General features: G+C 56.5%; 17 protein-coding genes. 14 read left to right on the top strand and 3 right to left on the bottom strand.

Annotated elements, in window-relative coordinates; all coding sequences use genetic code 11:
• The first annotated feature begins 4 nt into the window (after positions 1–4).
• The 10 genes from agaV to QLG09_RS08095 all read left to right on the top strand — a co-directional run bounded on the left by agaV (position 5) and on the right by QLG09_RS08095 (position 10777).
• Positions 5–478: a PTS N-acetylgalactosamine transporter subunit IIB gene (gene agaV / locus QLG09_RS08140; protein ID WP_014171751.1), complete on the top strand. Its 474-nt coding sequence runs from the start codon at positions 5–7 to the stop codon at positions 476–478.
• 10 nt (positions 479–488) lie between these two features.
• Positions 489–1268, top strand: a complete 780-nt coding sequence (agaW, locus tag QLG09_RS08135; protein WP_020883559.1) for a PTS N-acetylgalactosamine transporter subunit IIC — start codon at positions 489–491, stop codon at positions 1266–1268.
• Positions 1258–2136 (top strand): PTS N-acetylgalactosamine transporter subunit IID, encoded by an 879-nt coding sequence (gene agaE, locus QLG09_RS08130; RefSeq protein ID WP_025202940.1) that lies wholly within the window; start codon positions 1258–1260, stop codon positions 2134–2136. The genes agaW and agaE overlap by 11 nt, the downstream gene beginning before the upstream one ends.
• A gap of 15 nt (positions 2137–2151) precedes the next feature.
• Entirely contained in the window at positions 2152–2586 is a 435-nt protein-coding gene (gene agaF / locus QLG09_RS08125; protein WP_020883557.1) for a PTS galactosamine/N-acetylgalactosamine transporter subunit IIA, read from the top strand.
• Positions 2583–3716, top strand: a complete 1134-nt coding sequence (gene nagA / locus QLG09_RS08120; protein ID WP_282488819.1) for an N-acetylglucosamine-6-phosphate deacetylase — start codon at positions 2583–2585, stop codon at positions 3714–3716. The genes agaF and nagA overlap by 4 nt, the downstream gene beginning before the upstream one ends.
• Before the next feature lie 246 nt (positions 3717–3962).
• A complete protein-coding gene (locus tag QLG09_RS08115) occupies positions 3963–5111 on the top strand; it encodes an SIS domain-containing protein (RefSeq protein WP_282488818.1) in 1149 nt (382 codons plus the stop codon).
• 12 nt (positions 5112–5123) lie between these two features.
• A complete protein-coding gene (gene kbaY / locus QLG09_RS08110; protein ID WP_282488817.1) occupies positions 5124–5996 on the top strand; it encodes a tagatose-bisphosphate aldolase subunit KbaY in 873 nt (290 codons plus the stop codon).
• A 118-nt stretch (positions 5997–6114) separates the two neighbouring features.
• A complete protein-coding gene (gene malX, locus QLG09_RS08105) occupies positions 6115–7686 on the top strand; it encodes a maltose/glucose-specific PTS transporter subunit IIBC (protein WP_282488816.1) in 1572 nt (523 codons plus the stop codon).
• Between the two features lie 12 nt (positions 7687–7698).
• Positions 7699–8871 carry a PatB family C-S lyase gene (locus tag QLG09_RS08100; RefSeq protein WP_150343661.1) on the top strand — a complete coding sequence of 391 codons (1173 nt, stop codon included), beginning with the start codon at positions 7699–7701 and terminating at the stop codon, positions 8869–8871.
• A 16-nt stretch (positions 8872–8887) separates the two neighbouring features.
• Positions 8888–10777, top strand: coding sequence for an enterotoxin (locus QLG09_RS08095; protein WP_282488815.1), 1890 nt, complete (start codon positions 8888–8890; stop codon positions 10775–10777).
• A gap of 36 nt (positions 10778–10813) precedes the next feature.
• Here the strand turns inward: QLG09_RS08095 and rsmI are convergent, their stop codons facing one another.
• The gene (rsmI, locus tag QLG09_RS08090; RefSeq protein ID WP_282488814.1) at positions 10814–11674 is read right to left on the bottom strand and encodes a 16S rRNA (cytidine(1402)-2'-O)-methyltransferase; all 861 of its coding nucleotides are present in this window, start codon (positions 11672–11674) and stop codon (positions 10814–10816) included.
• A 62-nt stretch (positions 11675–11736) separates the two neighbouring features.
• Here rsmI and QLG09_RS08085 point away from each other — a divergent pair, with 62 nt between their 5' ends.
• The 4 genes from QLG09_RS08085 to dolP are packed head-to-tail and all read left to right on the top strand — an operon-like array spanning position 11737 to position 15524.
• Positions 11737–13974, top strand: coding sequence for a penicillin-binding protein activator (locus QLG09_RS08085; protein WP_282488813.1), 2238 nt, complete (start codon positions 11737–11739; stop codon positions 13972–13974).
• Positions 13932–14327 carry a YraN family protein gene (locus tag QLG09_RS08080; protein ID WP_040018755.1) on the top strand — a complete coding sequence of 132 codons (396 nt, stop codon included), beginning with the start codon at positions 13932–13934 and terminating at the stop codon, positions 14325–14327. The genes QLG09_RS08085 and QLG09_RS08080 overlap by 43 nt, the downstream gene beginning before the upstream one ends.
• A gap of 21 nt (positions 14328–14348) precedes the next feature.
• On the top strand, positions 14349–14939 hold the full coding sequence (diaA, locus tag QLG09_RS08075; protein ID WP_003861754.1) for a DnaA initiator-associating protein DiaA: 591 nt from the start codon (positions 14349–14351) through the stop codon (positions 14937–14939).
• Positions 14940–14948: 9 nt separating this feature from the next.
• A complete protein-coding gene (dolP, locus tag QLG09_RS08070; RefSeq protein ID WP_014171764.1) occupies positions 14949–15524 on the top strand; it encodes a division/outer membrane stress-associated lipid-binding lipoprotein in 576 nt (191 codons plus the stop codon).
• A gap of 51 nt (positions 15525–15575) precedes the next feature.
• Here the strand turns inward: dolP and QLG09_RS08065 are convergent, their stop codons facing one another.
• Both QLG09_RS08065 and QLG09_RS08060 read right to left on the bottom strand, forming a co-directional pair.
• Positions 15576–16613, bottom strand: a complete 1038-nt coding sequence (locus QLG09_RS08065) for a permease (RefSeq protein WP_041162874.1) — start codon at positions 16611–16613, stop codon at positions 15576–15578.
• Positions 16614–16653: 40 nt separating this feature from the next.
• Positions 16654–17298, bottom strand: coding sequence for an NAD(P)H-binding protein (locus tag QLG09_RS08060; protein ID WP_282488812.1), 645 nt, complete (start codon positions 17296–17298; stop codon positions 16654–16656).
• Positions 17299–17422 lie beyond the last annotated feature (124 nt).

The following is a 17422-nucleotide window of genomic DNA, read 5'->3' as shown; positions in this document are numbered from 1 at the left end:
CGCTATGCCAAACATTGTCTTATGCCGCATCGATGAACGCCTGATCCACGGTCAGGTAGGTGTGCAATGGGTTGGGTTTGCGGGGGCCAACCTGGTGCTGGTCGCTAATGATGAAGTCGCTGAGGATCCGGTTCAACAAAACCTGATGGAAATGGTGCTCGCAGAAGGGATCGCCGTGCGTTTCTGGTCGCTGCAAAAAGTGATCGACAACATTCATCGCGCTGCCGAGCGCCAGAAAATTCTGCTGGTCTGCAAATCACCCGCGGATTTTCTGACGCTGGTCGAAGGCGGCGTGCCCATCACCCGTATCAACGTAGGAAACCTGCATTACGCCAGTGGCAAAAAACAAATTGCCAAAACGGTCTCTGTCGATGCGAACGATATCGCCGCATTTAACGGCCTGAAAGCCGCCGGAGTGGAATGCTTCGTTCAGGGTGTTCCGACTGAGACTGCTTTGGATCTCTTTAAACTGCTCTGAGGGATTCACAATGGAAATTAGTCTCTTGCAGGCATTCGCGCTGGGCATTCTCGCCTTTATCGCGGGCCTGGATATGTTTAACGGGTTAACACACATGCACCGCCCGGTGGTGCTCGGGCCGCTGGTTGGCCTCATTCTGGGCGATCTGCACACCGGTATTTTAACGGGCGGTACGCTGGAGCTGGTCTGGATGGGGCTGGCTCCGCTGGCCGGCGCGCAACCGCCAAACGTCATTATTGGCACGATTGTCGGCACTACTTTCGCGATCAGCACCGGTGTGAAGCCGGATGTCGCCGTTGGGGTCGCAGTCCCGTTTGCGGTTGCGGTACAGATGGGGATCACTTTCCTGTTCTCCGTCATGTCCGGGGTGATGTCCCGCTGTGACCGCATGGCAGCCAATGCGGACACGAACGGCATCGAAAGGGTCAACTATCTGGCACTGCTGGCGCTCGGTATCTTCTATTTTCTGTGTGCCTTCCTGCCGATCTACTTTGGCGCTGAACACGCGAAAACCGCCATTGATGTGCTGCCGGAACGTCTGATTGACGGCCTCGGCGTCGCCGGCGGCATCATGCCCGCAATTGGCTTCGCCGTATTGCTGAAAATCATGATGAAAAACGTCTATATCCCTTACTTTATCATCGGCTTTGTTGCCGCAGCCTGGTTGAAACTGCCGGTGCTGGCGATTGCCGCGGCCGCGCTGGCAATGGCGCTGATTGACCTGATGCGTAAATCGCCTGAACCGGCGACACCTGCAGCCCAGAAAGAGGAATTCGAAGATGGCATCTAATCAAACTACGCTGCCTGGCGTTTCTGACCACGAAGAGACGCTGCTCACGGGCGTGAATGAAAACGTCTATGAAGATCAACATATTGGTGCCGAGCTGACGAAAAAGGATATTAACCGTGTCGCCTGGCGTTCGATGCTGCTGCAGGCCTCGTTTAACTATGAACGTATGCAGGCTTCCGGCTGGCTGTATGGCCTCCTGCCCGCGCTGAAAAAGATCCATACCAACAAGCGGGATCTGGCCCGCGCCATGAAAGGCCATATGGGCTTCTTCAATACGCATCCATTTCTGGTGACATTTGTCATTGGCATCATCCTGGCGATGGAACGCTCCAAGCAGGATGTCAACAGTATCCAGAGCACCAAGATTGCCGTGGGGGCACCGCTTGGCGGCATTGGCGATGCCATGTTCTGGCTTACGCTATTGCCAATTTGCGGCGGGATCGGCGCAAGCCTTGCCCTGCAAGGCTCCATACTGGGTGCGGTGGTCTTTATTGTGCTGTTTAACGTAGTGCATCTTGGCCTGCGTTTTGGCCTGGCACATTACGCCTACCGGATGGGTGTGGCAGCCATCCCGCTGATTAAAGCCAATACCAAAAAGGTCGGCCATGCGGCTTCCATCGTGGGGATGACGGTCATTGGCGCGCTGGTGGCAACCTACGTACGTCTCAACACCACGCTTGAAATCAAGGCCGGGGATGCGGTGGTCAAGCTGCAAGCCGACGTTATCGACAAACTGATGCCCGCTTTCCTGCCGCTGGTCTATACCCTGACCATGTTCTGGCTGGTTCGTCGCGGCTGGACCCCACTGCGCCTGATCGGTATCACCGTGGTGCTGGGGGTTGTCGGTAAGTTCTGTCACTTCCTGTAAAGCAAAGAGGTCGCAATGTTAGGCATTATTTTGACGGGTCACGGCGGGTTTGCCAGCGGGCTTGAACAGGCGATGAAACAAATCCTCGGCGAGCAGCCGCAGTTTATCGCCATCGATTTTCCTGAAAGCTCCACCACCGCGCGGCTGACTGCGCAGCTTGAACAGGCAGTCAGTGAACTGGACGGGCAGCACGATATTGTGTTTCTCACCGATCTACTCGGGGGGACGCCGTTTCGGGTGGCATCAACGCTCGCCATGAAAAGACCCGGCAGCGAAGTGATTACCGGTACAAACCTGCAGCTGTTGCTTGAGATGGTACTGGAGCGCGACGGGTTAAGCAGCGAAGCCTTTCGCCTGCAGGCCCTGGAATGCGGGCATCGCGGCCTGACCAGCCTGGTGGATGAGCTGGGGCGCTGTCGTGAGGAAGCCCCCGCTGAGGAAGGGATATGAGTCAGGTGCTGCGCGCGCGTCGTCTGCTGACCGAGCAGGGCTGGCTGGACGATCACCAGCTACGCATGGAGAGCGGAATTATCACCGCCATCGAGCCGATCCCAGCTGGCGTGCATGCCCGGGATGCCGACCAGCTTTGCCCGGCGTATATCGATACCCACGTTCACGGTGGCGCGGGTGTGGACGTGATGGATGATGCCCCAGAGGTGCTGGACACGCTGGCGATGCATAAAGCGCGTGAAGGCACAGGGGCTTTTTTACCGACGACCGTCACCGCACCGCTGGAGACTGTCCACCGGGCGCTCGCACGCATCGCCCGGCGCTGTATGTCCGGGGGTCCTGGCGCGCAGATACTGGGCAGCTATCTTGAAGGTCCCTACTTTACGCCACAGAACAAAGGAGCACATCCGCCAGCGCTGTTTCGTGAGCTGGATGTCAGCGAACTGGACTCGCTGATTGAAGTATCGCAACACACCCTCAGGGTTGTCGCTCTGGCACCGGAGAAACCCGGTGCGTTGCAGGCCATTCGCCACCTTAAGCAGCGTGGGATACGGGTCATGCTCGGCCACAGCGCCGCGACGTACGATCAAACGCTTGCCGCTTTCGAGGCGGGCGCTGATGGGCTTGTGCACTGTTATAACGGCATGACCGGGCTCCATCATCGTGAACCCGGTATGGTCGGTGCAGGCTTGACGGACACGCGGGCATGGCTGGAACTGATTGCCGACGGGCATCACGTTCACCCGGGTGCTTTGCGGCTGTGCGCCTGCTGTGCCAAAGAGCGGATCGTTCTGATTACCGATGCCATGCAGGCCGCAGGGATGCCCGACGGACGTTACAGGCTATGTGGCGACGAGGTCAACATGCACGGTGGGGTGGTACGCACCGCTTCCGGTGGGCTTGCAGGCAGCACGCTGTCTCTCGATGCCGCCGTGCGCAATATGGTGGCGCAGGCGGGAATAACGCCAGCGGATGCGATCCATATGGCCTCGCTGCACCCTGCCCGCTTGCTGGGTATTGATCACCAGCTCGGTTCATTAAAACCGGGCAAGCGTGCCAATATGATTGCGCTGGATGAAGGTTTCCACCTTCAGCAGATCTGGATCCAGGGTTTGGCTCTCCCCCTTTAGACCTTTCATTGTCCCGTTATTGGGCCTTGCGGCAAGCGATCGCAAGGTCTTTCTTTTCCTTTCCTTAATCATTGCCTTTTCTTTGCCGATCACACTTTTCGTTTTATTTCTTTTCTTTCATTGAACTTTCGATTTCTTTTCTATAGATTTTATTTAACTGCTTAAGTGAACAAGTGAAACGAAACGAAAGATAGCGACACGTTTGCCAGCGTCTAATGTGGAATTCACACGACTAAGGACTGAGTTATGTCAGAAACCAACACTACCGCCACCACCGGCACATGGACCGAAGAAGAGATCCGCCAGCAACCTGCCAGCTGGATCCGCTCACTCAACAATATCGATAACCTGCGCGCGTCGATCGATAACTTCCTGACGCCGCTGCTGCGCAAGCACGAGCTGCGGATCGTGTTGACAGGGGCAGGCACCTCGGCCTTTATCGGCGACATCATTTCGCCCTGGCTCGCCAGCCACACCGGGAAAAACATTACCGCCGTACCGACGACCGATCTGGTCACGAATCCGATGGACTACCTGAGCGCCGCACACCCGCTGCTGCTGGTGTCGTTTGCCCGTTCCGGCAATAGTCCGGAAAGCGTAGCCGCCGTTGAACTGGCAAACCAGTGTGTGCCGGAGTGCTACCACCTGTCGATCACCTGTAATGAGGCGGGAAGCCTTTATCAGACCGCGGTAAACAGCGATAACGCGTATGCGCTGCTGATGCCTGCCGAAACACACGATCGCGGGTTCGCGATGACCAGCAGCATTACCACCATGATGGCAAGCTGCCTGGCAGTCTTCGCCCCGGAGACGATCAACAGCCATACCTTCCGCGATGTGGCCGATCGCTGCCAGACGATCCTCACGTCACTGGGCGATTTCAGCCAGAGCGTCTTTGGCAACGATCCGTGGAAAAGGATCGTCTATCTGGGAAGCGGGGGTCTGCAGGGGGCCGCTCGTGAATCGGCGCTGAAGGTGCTGGAGCTGACGGCAGGCAAGCTGGCGGCGTTCTACGATTCCCCAACCGGTTTCCGTCATGGCCCCAAATCGCTGGTGGATCGCGAAACGCTGGTGGTGGTGTTTGTCTCCAGCCATCCGTATACGCGGCTGTACGATCTGGATCTGCTTGCTGAGCTGCGCCGCGATCGTCAGGCCATGCGCGTGGTGGCCATTGCCGCCGAAACCGATCCGGTCGTTGAGGCTGGCCCGCATATCCTGCTGCCCCCTGCCCGCACGTTTATCGATATGGAGCAGGCCTTCTGCCTCCTGATGTACGCCCAGGTCTTTGCCCTGTCTCAGTCACTTCGTGTGGGCAATACCCCGGATACACCGTCCGCCAGCGGCACGGTTAACCGTGTCGTGCAGGGCGTCGTTATTCATCCGTGGCAGGCTTAAGAGGATCCGCTCATGAGTATTATTTCGACAAAATATCTTCTGCTGGACGCCCAGGCGAAAGGCTACGCCGTACCGGCGTTTAACATCCATAACGCGGAGACGATCCAGGCGATCCTCGAAGTGTGTAGTGAAATGCGATCGCCGGTGATCCTCGCGGGCACGCCGGGCACCTTTAAGCACATTGCCCTGGAAGAGATCTACGCCCTGTGCAACGCGTACTCCACCACTTACGACATGCCGCTGGCGCTGCATCTCGATCATCACGAATCACTCGACGACATTCGTCGCAAAGTTAACGCGGGCGTGCGCAGCGCGATGATCGACGGCAGCCACTATCCGTTTGAGCACAACGTAAAGCTGGTGAAAGCAGTGGTCGACTTCTGCCACCTCAACGATTGCAGCGTTGAAGCCGAACTGGGCCGCCTGGGCGGCGTGGAAGATGACATGAGCGTGGACGCTGAAAGCGCGTTTCTGACCGACCCGCAGGAAGCGAAACGCTTCGTTGCATTGACCGGCGTCGACAGCCTGGCCGTGGCCATCGGAACCGCTCACGGTCTTTATACCAAACGTCCAAAAATCGACTTCCGGCGGCTGGCTGAAATCCGCGACGTGGTGAGCGTACCGCTGGTGCTGCACGGGGCGAGTGATGTGCCGGATGACGATGTTCGCCGCACCATAGAGCTGGGCGTTTGCAAAGTGAACGTGGCAACCGAGCTAAAAATTGCGTTCTCTGGCGCCGTTAAGGCCTGGTTTGCTGAGAACCCGCAGGGCAACGATCCGCGTTTCTACATGCGGGTTGGCATGGATGCCATGAAAGACGTGGTCAGAAGCAAAATCACCGTGTGCGGCTCGGCGAACCGATTGCTGCTCACGGCGGAAGCCTGATCTCATCGCATAGAACATCAATAACTCAAAAATAACTATAAGCCTCGCAAATATGAAGGCGCGTCCTTAAGCCAGACAGCGCCTTCCATTACGATAAATAATTCCGAGGAGTCCCTACATGACACAGGAAAAGTCGTTTAAATCGAAAGCGTGGGAGTTTTTTCAGAGCCTGGGAAAGACCTTTATGTTCCCGGTCTCCCTTCTGGCCTTTATGGGGTTATTGCTGGGTATCGGTAGTTCTGTTACCAGCCCCTCCACCCTCAAAAGTTTCCCCTTTCTGGGCGGCGAATTAACTCAGCTCACCTTTGGCTTTATTGCCATGGTCGGCGGCTTCGCCTTTACCTATCTTCCCCTCATGTTTGCCATGGCGATCCCAATGGGGCTGGCCAGACGCAACAAAGCAGTGGGCGCTTTTGCCGGGTTTGTTGGCTATATGCTGATGAACATGAGCATCAATTATTACCTGATTGCGACCCACCAGCTTGCCGATGCCGCCTCCATGAGACAAGTCGGGCAATCAATGGTGCTGGGCATTCAAACCCTGGAGATGGGTGTGCTGGGCGGTATCGTAGTTGGGGTCATTACCTTTTTCCTGCACGAACGTTTTCAGGACACCGTTTTACACGACGCGTTCGCCTTCTTTAGCGGCATTCGTTTTGTGCCGATTATCACCGCCCTCACCCTCTCACTGGTGGGGCTGTTTATTCCCCTGCTGTGGGAGTATGTTGCGCTGGGCATTACCGGGATTGGCCATATTATCCAGAGCACCAGCGTGTTCGGTCCGTTCCTCTACGGCGTAGGGGTACTACTGCTCAAACCCTTTGGCCTGCACCATATTTTGCTGGCGATGGTGCGCTTCACGCCCGCGGGCGGTATTGAGATGGTCAATGGTCATGAAGTCGCCGGGGCGCTGAACATTTTCTACGCCGAACTGAAAGCGGGTCTGCCGTTCAGCCCGCACGTTACCGCGTTTCTGTCGCAGGGCTTTATGCCGACCTTTATCTTCGGCTTACCGGCGGTGGCATACGCCATCTATTGCACGGCCCGCCCGGAAAACCGCCCGGTGATTAAAGGCCTGCTGCTCTCCGGCGTGCTGGTCTCCGTCGTCACCGGGATCTCCGAGCCAATTGAATTCCTGTTCCTGTTTATCGCTCCTGCCCTTTACGCCTTCCATATTGTGATGTCGGGCCTGGCCCTGATGGTCATGGCTCTGCTGGGAGTGACCATCGGCAACACCGACGGCGGCATTCTGGACCTGCTTATCTTCGGGGTCATGCAAGGAATGTCGACCAAATGGTATCTGGTATTCCCGGTAGGCATTGCCTGGTTTGCCCTCTACTTCTTCGTCTTCCGCTGGTACATCCTCAAACACGATATTAAAACGCCGGGCCGTGAAGTGGACACCCAGGGCGCACAGCAGGCCGTCGAGGCCAATACCCGAGCACGCGGAAAATCGAAATACGATCATGGGCTTATCCTGCGTGCGCTCGGCGGTAAAGAGAACATCGAGTCGCTTGATAATTGCATTACCCGGCTGCGTCTGGTGGTGAAAGACATGAGTCTGATCGACCAGCAGGCGTTAAAAGAGGCCGGTGCATTGTCGGTTGTGGTGCTGGATGCGCACAGCGTCCAGGTGATCATCGGCCCGCAGGTGCAAAGCGTAAAAACCGGCATTGAAGCCTTAATTTAACAGGGGGTTGTGGTGTTTAATTTTGACGAAATCATTGAGCGTAAAAGCGACCGGTGTCGAAAATGGGATCACGCCTTTGTCCGCTCGCGCTTTGGTGATGTGCCTGAAGGCTTTATCCCGCTGTGGATTGCCGATATGGATTTCACCTCCCCACCTGCCGTGACAGAAGGTTTCCAGCGCATCGTGGAGCATGGCACCTTCGGCTACACCTGGTGCTTTGACGAATTTTACGATGCGGTTATCGCCTTCCAGCGCGAACGACATCAGGTTGACGTCGATAAATCGTGGATCACGCTGACGTACGGTACCGTCTCCACACTGCATTATACGGTTCAGGCGTTTTGTAAACCTGGCGACGCGGTGATGATGAACACACCGGTGTACGATCCGTTTGCCATGGCCGCCCAGCGTCAGGGGGTAGCGATACTGGCAAACCCGCTGTGCGTGAGGGAAAATCGCTACCAGCTTGATTTTAATCTGGTGGAAGAACAGCTCAGAACGTACCGTCCAAAACTGTGGTTCTTCTGCTCGCCGCATAACCCTTCCGGCAGGATCTGGCACGCCGATGAGATACGCCAGGTTTCAGACCTCTGTCAACGCTACGGCACCCTTCTGGTGGTTGATGAGGTCCACGCCGAACATATTCTGGACGGTCATTTCGTCAGCTGTCTGGCATCCGGCTGCGCGGCACAGGACAATCTGATCCTGCTGACCTCCCCGAATAAAGCGTTCAACCTTGGCGGGCTGAAAACCTCCTACGCCATCATTCCGGATGCCACCCTGCGCCAGCGCTTTCGCCACCAGCTTGAGAAGAACGCCATCACCTCACCCAATATATTCGGGATATGGGGAATTATTCTTGCCTACCAGCATGGTTTGCCGTGGCTCGACGCGCTGAACGGTTATCTGCGCCGTAACGCTGGCTATCTGGCAGAGGCCATCCAGACCCACTTCCCGGCCTGGAAAATGATGAACCCGGAATCATCGTATCTGGCCTGGGTTGACGTCAGCGCAGATGAACGTAGCGCCACTGAATTGACCCGACATTTCGCCCATCAGGCTGGCGTCGTCCTCGAAGATGGCAGCCACTACGTCCAAAACGGCGAACACTACCTGCGCATTAATTTCGGCACCCAGCGCTACTGGCTGGAGCAGTCCATCACCCGAATGCTGAAGCATTACTAATAAGGATCTTACCCTGATGAAAAAAGTGCTCACACTCTCGATGCTTGCCTTGTGTGTTTCTCATGGCGCGGCGGCAGCGCAATACGCACTCGATAACGACTCCATTGCCCTCTCGTTTGATGACGCCAGTTCAACGGTGGTAGTGAAAGACAAAACGGCTAACCATCCGCTTACGCCGCAGGAGCTGTTCTTTCTGACCCTGCCGGATGAGACCAAAATTCATACTGCAGACTTTACAATTAAGCATGTAGAAAAACAGGCCAACGCGATTGTCATTGATTTCACCCGTGCGGATTTTAACGTGACGGTGAAGCTGAATCTGGTGAAGGGAAAATATGCCAGTATTGATTACACCATTGCGGCCGTCGGCCAGCCGCGAGAGGTGGCGAAAATCACCTTCTTCCCGACGAAAAAGCAGTCTCAGGCACCGTACGTTGATGGCGCCATCAACAGCTCGCCCATTATTGCTGATTCGTTCTTTATCCTGCCGGATAAGCCAATCGTTAATACGTATGCCTATGAAGCGACGACCAATCTGAACGTGGAACTGAAAACGCCGGTTCAGCCCGACGCGCCGGTCAGCTTTACCACCTACTTTGGCACGTTCCCGGAAACCAACCAGCTGCGCCGTAGCGTAAACCAGTTTATCGACGCCGTGCGCCCACGGGCGTACAAACCCTATCTGCACTACAACAGCTGGATGGATATCGGCTTCTTTAACCCCTACACCGAACAGGATGTGCTGGGGCGGATGGATGAGTGGAATAAAGAATTTATCACCGGACGCGGCGTGGCGCTGGATGCGTTCCTGCTGGACGATGGCTGGGACGATCGTACCGGACGCTGGCTGTTTGGCCCGGCTTTCAGCCACGGCTTTGGTAAGGTCAGGGAAAAAGCGGACAGTCTGCACAGCTCCGTCGGGCTGTGGCTCTCACCGTGGGGAGGTTATAATAAGCCGCGCGATATTCGCGTCTCCCACGCCAAAGAGTACGGCTTCGAAACGGTAGACGGGAAGCTGGCTCTCTCGGGACCGCGCTACTTCAAAAACTTCAATGAGCAGATCATCAAGCTGATTAAAAACGAACATATCACCTCGTTTAAGCTCGACGGGATGGGTAACGCCAACTCGCATATTACTGGCAGCCAGTTCGCGTCCGATTTTGATGCGTCTATCGCCCTGCTGCATAACATGCGCAGCGCAAACCCCAATCTGTTTATCAACCTGACGACCGGTACCGACGCCAGCCCGTCCTGGCTGTTCTATGCCGACTCCATCTGGCGTCAGGGGGATGACATCAACCTTTACGGCCCCGGCACGCCGGTACAGCAGTGGATGACCTACCGCGATGCTGAAACATATCGCTCTATTGTGCGTAAAGGCCCACTGTTCCCGCTGAACTCGCTGATGTACCACGGGATAGTTAGCGCGGAAAATGCCTATTACGGACTGGAGAAGGTGCAAACGGACAGCGATTTTGCCGATCAGGTCTGGAGCTACTTCGCCACAGGAACGCAACTACAGGAGTTATATATCACGCCATCAATGCTGAATAAGGCGAAATGGGACACCCTGGCGCAGGCAGCAAAATGGGCGCGAAATAACGCCAGCGTGCTGGTGGATACGCATTGGATCGGTGGCGACCCGACGGCGCTTGAGGTTTACGGCTGGGCCTCCTGGAGCAAAGACAAAGCCATTCTGGGCTTGCGAAACCCGTCAGATAAGCCGCAAAGCTATTATCTGGATTTGGCAAAAGACTTTGAAATCCCGACAGGGGACATGGCGCAGTTCAGTCTGAACGCCGTGTACGGCAGTAACACAAGCGTACCAGGGGAGTATCGAAAGGCCGTGGTGATTACGCTGCAGCCGCTGGAAACGCTGGTGTACGAGGCCATTCCCGCGAAGTAAAATTAACTGGCCCGGCGTGATTGCCGGGCCGATATATTACCCCTGCTGCTCCAGCGCATATTTATACAGTGCGTTTTTCTTCACGCCGTGGATCTCTGCCGCCAGCGCAGCCGCTTTCTTGAGCGGCAGTTCAGCCTGCAGCAGCGCAAGTGTACGAAGCGCATCGGCAGGCAATGCGTCCTCCTGCGCCTTATGTCCTTCGACAATCAGCACCATCTCGCCCTTGCGGCGGTTTTCGTCTTCCTTCACCCACGCCAGCAGTTCTCCTACCGGTGCGCCGTGAATGGTTTCCCAGGTTTTGGTCAGCTCGCGCGCCAGCACCACGTAGCGGGCTTCCCCCCAGACGATCACCATATCTTCCAGGCTTTCCAGCAGGCGATGCGTAGATTCGTAGAAAATCAGGGTGCGTGGTTCAGCTTCCAGCGCTTTTAACACGTCGCGGCGGCCTTTGGATTTGGCAGGCAGGAAACCTTCATAGCAGAAGCGGTCGGAAGGCAGACCCGCAGCGCTCAGCGCCGCGATAGCCGCACATGGGCCAGGCAGCGGCACCACGCGGATCCCGGCTTCACGGCAGGTACGCACCAGATGGTAGCCGGGATCGTTAATCAGCGGCGTACCCGCATCGGAGACCAGGGCAATGTTCTGCCCCTCTTTCAGCTTCGCCACCAGAGTTTCGGCTTTTTGTTGCTCATTGTGATCGTGTAACGCGAACAAACGCGCGCTAATGGCGAAGTGCTGGAGCAGTAAGCCTGTGTGTCGGGTATCTTCAGCGGCAATTAAATCAACAGCCTGCAATACGGTAAGCGCACGTTGGGTAATATCAGATAAATTCCCGATAGGAGTAGGTACAATATAGAGCTGGCCTTGAGAATTATCTGCCGTTTCGTGTTGTTTCATTGTTTCGTCCGTATTGCCGATTTAATATTGAGCATTGCGTAAAAAAAATCACTGGATACAGTATGGTACCGTTAACGTTTCTTCGAAAAAAAGCCACGCGCAGCGTGCCGCTCCTGCTGGCAGCCCTGATCTTTGCAGGCTGTGGCACCCAGGCACCCGACCAGAGCACCGCCCATTTGCAGGGTTCTGCTCAGGCTGACTCTGGCTTTTATCTGCAACAAATGTCGCAGAGCTCAAATGATACCAAGACCAACTGGCAATTACTCGCCATTCGTGCACTGCTGAAAGAGGGTAAAACCCAGCAGGCTGCCGAATTGTTCAACCAGTTGCCAAAAGATCTGAATGATATTCAGCGTCGTGAGCAGAGCCTGCTCTCTGCCGAGCTGAAAGTCGCGCTGAAAGATTATGATGCCGCGAAAAAGATACTCGGGGATATCGACGTGAGCGCGCTGGACAAAAATCAGCAGGCTCGCTTCTGGCAGGCGGGCATTACCGCTGAACAGGGCCGCCCTTCCCTGACGCTGCTCCGTGCGCTGATCGCCCAGGAGCCTTTGCTCGGCGGTGCTGATAAGCAGAAAAATATCGATGCCACGTGGCAGGCGCTGGCCTCTATGACGCAGGAACAGGCGCGTGCACTGGTGATTAATGCAGATGAAAACGTCCTGCAGGGCTGGCTGGATCTGCAGCAGATGTGGTTTAACAACCGCAACGATCCGAAGATGCTGAAAGCCGGTATCACTGACTGGCAGACCCGCTACCCGCAGAATCCGGGCGCGAAAATGCTGCCGATGCAGCTGGTAAACGTGCAGAACTTTAAGCCGGCCTCGACCAGCAAGATTGCACTCCTTCTGCCCTTAAACGGTCAGGCGGCGGTATTCGGTCGCACTATTCAACAGGGTTTTGAAGCCGCGAAAAACGGCACGACGCCAGTGACGGGCAGCGCAGTGCCGACCCAGGCGGCACAGGCGGCAAACGTGAACGACGTGGTCAGCCCTTCCGCCGCTGAAACTAGTGACCTGACCACCGCGCAGACGCCGGCACAGGGAACGATGCAGAACCCGGTAACGGCCCCTACGACGGCAACGCCAGCGCCGGCTGAAACTCAAGCAGCTCCGGCGACTGACGCCGCGTCTGAACAACCTCAACCGCAGAACGTTCAGCCTGCACCGCCCGCCACGCCGGCGCCGGCTGAAACTCAAGCAGCCCCGGCGACTGACACCGCGTCTGAACAACCTCAACCGCAGAATGTTCAGCCTGCACCGCCCGCAGAACAAACGGCACAACCTGTCGCGCAAACACCGTCGGTGGCCACCACCAGCGCGAACCCGGGTGCTGAGCTGAAAATCTACGACACCAGTTCGAAGCCGCTTGACCAGGTACTGGCGCAGGTTCAACAGGATGGTGCGAGCATCGTTGTCGGCCCGCTGCTGAAAAACAATGTCGAAGAGTTGATGAAGAGCAATACCACGCTGAACGTGCTGGCACTCAATCAGCCAGAGCAGGTTCAGAACCGTGCCAATATTTGCTACTTCGCGCTGTCGCCGGAAGATGAAGCCCGCGATGCGGCGCGTCATATTCACGAGCAGGGTAAACAGGCTCCGCTGTTGCTCATCCCACGCAGTACGCTGGGGGATCGGGTTGCTAATGCTTTTGCCGATGAGTGGCAGAAGTTAGGCGGCGGTATTGTGCTGCAGCAGAAATTCGGCTCCGCGTCTGAACTGCGCGCGGGCGTCAATGGTGGAGCGGGCATTGCCCTCAACGGCAGCCCGGTCAGCGCAAGCCTGCCGCAGCAGCAGAGTGTGACCATTGGCGGTCTGTCGATCCCTGCGCCACCTACCGACGCGCAGATCAGCGGTGGCGGTAAAGTGGATGCAGCGTATATCGTTGCCACCCCGCAGGAAATCGCCTTCATCAAACCGATGATTGCAATGCGTAACGGCAGCCAGAGCGGCGCAACGCTGTACGCCAGTTCACGCAGCGCGCAAGGTACCGCCGGCCCGGATTTCCGTCTGGAGATGGACGGCCTGCAGTACAGCGAAATTCCCATGCTCGCAGGCAGCAACCCGGCACTGATGCAGCAGGCGCTGAGCACCGTCCGCAACGACTACTCTCTGGCACGTCTGTATGCCATGGGTGTCGATGCCTGGGCGCTGGCGAACCACTTTACCCAGATGCGTCAGGTGCCGGGCTTTGAGCTTAACGGCAATACCGGCGATCTGACGGCCACTCAGGATTGTGTGATTAACAGGAAGTTATCATGGCTCAAATACCAGCAGGGGCAAATCGTCCCGGCCAGTTAAGCCGTAAAGAGACCGGTGACGCGTGGGAATTAAAAGCGCGTCGCTGGCTTGAAGGCAAAGGACTGCACTTTATCGCCGCTAACGTTCGCGGACGTGGCGGCGAAATCGACCTCATCATGAAAGACGGTGAGGTCATCGTGTTTGTAGAAGTTCGCTACCGACAGTCTTCCCGTTTTGGCGGCGCTGCCGCCAGCGTGACGCTCGCCAAACAACATAAATTATTACAGACTGCCCACTTGTGGCTTGCCCGCCATAATGGGAGTTTTGATACTGTGGATTGCCGGTTCGATGTGGTAGCCTTCACCGGCAATGCGATCGAATGGCTGAAAAACGCTTTTGGCGAAGACGCATAATTAAGATTTAAAAGGGATAACGTGCTCGAAAGAATTAAAGTGTGCTTCACTGAAAGCATCCAGACTCAGATTGCAGCGGCGGAAGCCCTTCCGGACGCTATCTCTCGTGCCGCCATGACGCTGGTGCAATCCCTGCTCAACGGCAACAAAATCCTCTGTTGTGGCAATGGCACTTCAGCCGCCAACGCACAGCATTTTGCTGCCAGCATGATCAATCGTTTTGAAACAGAACGACCGAGTTTACCCGCCATTGCACTTAATACCGATAATGTGGTCTTAACAGCGATTGCTAACGATCGTCTGCATGATGAGATTTACGCAAAGCAGGTGCGAGCCCTGGGTCATGCCGGAGATGTTCTGCTGGCAATCTCCACGCGCGGCAACAGCCGGGACATTGTCAAAGCCGTTGAAGCCGCCGTCACCCGCGACATGACTATCGTTGCCTTAACAGGCTATGACGGTGGTGAGCTGGCGGGTTTGCTTGGGCCGCAGGATGTGGAAATCCGCATTCCCTCTCACCGTAGCGCGCGCATTCAGGAGATGCATATGCTCACGGTGAACTGCTTATGCGATTTGATCGATAACACGCTTTTCCCTCACCAGGATGATTAAGGAGTTCTTATGAAGGCTTTATCGACCCTCGCAGTCCTTATGTCTGCATTACTGCTTCAGGGATGTATCGCTGCGGCTGTCGTGGGTACCGCCGCGGTTGGTACTAAAGCGGCAACCGACCCGCGTTCCGTAGGGACACAGGTCGATGACGGTACGCTGGAGCTGCGCGTCAACAGTGCGCTGTCGAAAGACGAACAAATCAAGAAAGAAGCGCGTATCAACGTCACGGCCTATCAGGGCAAAGTGTTGCTGACGGGCCAGTCGCCGAATACCGAACTCTCCAGCCGCGCAAAACAGATCGCAATGGGCGTTGAGGGCACCACGGAAGTCTTCAATGAAATCCGTCAGGGGCAGCCAATCAGCCTGGGTACCGCGTCGTCTGATACCTGGATAACCACCAAAGTTCGCTCCCAGCTGCTGGGCTCGGACCAGGTGAAATCCTCAAACGTGAAAGTGACAACGGAAAACGGCGAAGTGTTCCTGCTGGGTCTGGTCACCGACCGTGAAGGGAAAGCGGCGGCCGATATCGCCAGCCGGGTGAGCGGCGTGAAACACGTCACCACCGCCTTCACCTACATCAAGTAACCAGAACGTCTGACAGAAAGCCCGGTAAGCGGTAACGCTACCGGGCTTTTTTTATACCAGTGCAATACTTCCTACTATCACCCCGCTCAGCGCCACCAGCCCCGCGGTCAGCCACAGCGCTTTCGCCGGGAATGACTTACGCAACATGACAAGCGACGGCAGGCTGATTGCAGGCAAGGTAATCAGCAGCGCCAGTGCAGGCGCGGTGCCCATCCCGGCCAGCATCATGGTCTGAACAATGGGAATTTCAGCGGCCGTTGGGATCACGAACAGGCAACCGGCAACGGCCATTGCAACGACCCACAGCAGCGTGTTGTCGATAGCCCCGTCCGCATGCGGGAACAGCCAGACGCGCGCCGCGCCCAGCACCAGAACCGCCAGGATATAGACCGGAATGGTGCTCCAGAAAAGTTGCCACAGCGCCCTGCCCCAGCGCGCGAAGAAGCCGCCCTGCGGTTCACTGATATCCACGTCAACTGACGCAGGCGCTACGGTTTTGTCTTTCACCAGATGTTGCACCAGTGTCGCCACGACCAGCACCGTCAGCAGCCCGGCCACCAGACGAATAAAGGCGAAATGCCAGCCCAGCACAAAGCCCATAAACACCAGCGTCGCCGGGTTTAACAACGGGTTCCCCATCCAGAAAGCAAGCGCACCGCCCATCGAAACGCGCTGACGACGCATCCCGGCGGCCACAGGCGCTGCACAGCACGAGCACATCATGCCCGGCAGGGAGAAAATCGTCCCCAGCAGCGTACCCTGAAAGCGGGGCTGACCGAGGGTTTTCACCAGCCAGTGACGCGGGATAAGCACCTGAATCAGCGAGCCCAGCAGGACGCCCAGTACCGCGGCTTTCCAGACGGCAAGGAAATAGATCATGGCGTAATCCCACGCCGCCTGAAGCGGGCTGGAATCAGCCTGAGCGAGAATAGATTTTCCGATACTGTGCGTTTCGGCGGCCGTGAAGGCTTTACCGTAGTACGGCTGCCATTTCACATACCAGAGGCCGATGATGACCACGAGAAAGAAGAGCGCGGGCTTCCACCATTGAACAGGTGAAGCCGCCTGAGATGAAGACTGACCAGTCATAGCATTCCCCGGAGAGTAGTAGGTTATTAGCCGGGGGAGTTTACGCCTCGCCCTGTGCGATTTCACGCAGTTTTGCCGACGGGATGATATTCACGTCCTCCTGCGATGGCGAGAGCCCTTCTTTTAGCATCGCACGCGCCACGTCCGCTGCCTCAATGGATTTCCAGTTACCCGGCAGGATGCGGAACAGAGGCGCGAAAAACGATTCGTTAAAACGGCGTTCATCCCGATGCCCGAGCAGCATGGAGGGGCGAACAATGGTCAGTTGCTCCCACTTCTGGGCAATCAGCGCCTCTTCCATTTTGCCCTTCACCTTGTTGTAGAAAAAAGGTGACCCGGCATTGGCACCGAGCGAACTGATCACCACAAAATGTGTTGCCCCCAGCTTTTTAGCCGTCAGCGCCGTATCGACCACCAGCGTGTAGTCCGCATGCACAAACGCCTCTTTACTGCCCGCTTCACGCAGCGTTGTACCGAGGCAGCAAAAGGCGATATCCACAGGATCCTGCACCTGCGCCAGTGCATCGGTAAGCTGCGGGTCGTGGGGGTTAAAGACGCCGGAGATATCCGCGAGAGGCCGACGCGTCGGGGCGGCAATATAGTTAACCCGGTGCTCCTGAAGCAGCAGCCGCAGCAGATGCCCGCCCACCAGCCCGGTCGCGCCGGTAATCAGTACCTGACTCATTTCATCTCCCCTTTACAGAATTGTCCGTTTGCGAACTCAGCGTCGTCGACCACACTTAGAAGTCTGTTACAGGTAAGTATTTACCACAAGCGGAGAAAAATCTGTCTGAAGCCAAAACAACGGA

It is taken from the genome of Enterobacter sp. V89_11, assembly GCF_029967775.1.
In the GTDB taxonomy this organism is placed as follows: Bacteria; Pseudomonadota; Gammaproteobacteria; order Enterobacterales; family Enterobacteriaceae; genus Enterobacter; species Enterobacter ludwigii.
Note: the sequence above shows the minus strand (reverse complement) of the source record. Positions and strands in the feature narration are given on the sequence as shown.

Coding starts and splice junctions, on each gene's coding strand:
- QLG09_RS08085 (WP_282488813.1), top strand. CDS start 11,737: ATGGTACCGTTAACGTTTCTTCGAAAAAAAGCCACGCGCAGCGTGCCG.
- agaF (WP_020883557.1), top strand. CDS start 2,152: ATGTTAGGCATTATTTTGACGGGTCACGGCGGGTTTGCCAGCGGGCTT.
- agaV (WP_014171751.1), top strand. CDS start 5: ATGCCAAACATTGTCTTATGCCGCATCGATGAACGCCTGATCCACGGT.
- QLG09_RS08065 (WP_041162874.1), bottom strand. CDS start 16,613: ATGACTGGTCAGTCTTCATCTCAGGCGGCTTCACCTGTTCAATGGTGG.
- QLG09_RS08095 (WP_282488815.1), top strand. CDS start 8,888: ATGAAAAAAGTGCTCACACTCTCGATGCTTGCCTTGTGTGTTTCTCAT.
- QLG09_RS08060 (WP_282488812.1), bottom strand. CDS start 17,298: ATGAGTCAGGTACTGATTACCGGCGCGACCGGGCTGGTGGGCGGGCAT.
- dolP (WP_014171764.1), top strand. CDS start 14,949: ATGAAGGCTTTATCGACCCTCGCAGTCCTTATGTCTGCATTACTGCTT.
- rsmI (WP_282488814.1), bottom strand. CDS start 11,674: ATGAAACAACACGAAACGGCAGATAATTCTCAAGGCCAGCTCTATATT.
- agaW (WP_020883559.1), top strand. CDS start 489: ATGGAAATTAGTCTCTTGCAGGCATTCGCGCTGGGCATTCTCGCCTTT.
- nagA (WP_282488819.1), top strand. CDS start 2,583: ATGAGTCAGGTGCTGCGCGCGCGTCGTCTGCTGACCGAGCAGGGCTGG.
- kbaY (WP_282488817.1), top strand. CDS start 5,124: ATGAGTATTATTTCGACAAAATATCTTCTGCTGGACGCCCAGGCGAAA.
- malX (WP_282488816.1), top strand. CDS start 6,115: ATGACACAGGAAAAGTCGTTTAAATCGAAAGCGTGGGAGTTTTTTCAG.
- agaE (WP_025202940.1), top strand. CDS start 1,258: ATGGCATCTAATCAAACTACGCTGCCTGGCGTTTCTGACCACGAAGAG.
- QLG09_RS08115 (WP_282488818.1), top strand. CDS start 3,963: ATGTCAGAAACCAACACTACCGCCACCACCGGCACATGGACCGAAGAA.
- QLG09_RS08080 (WP_040018755.1), top strand. CDS start 13,932: ATGGCTCAAATACCAGCAGGGGCAAATCGTCCCGGCCAGTTAAGCCGT.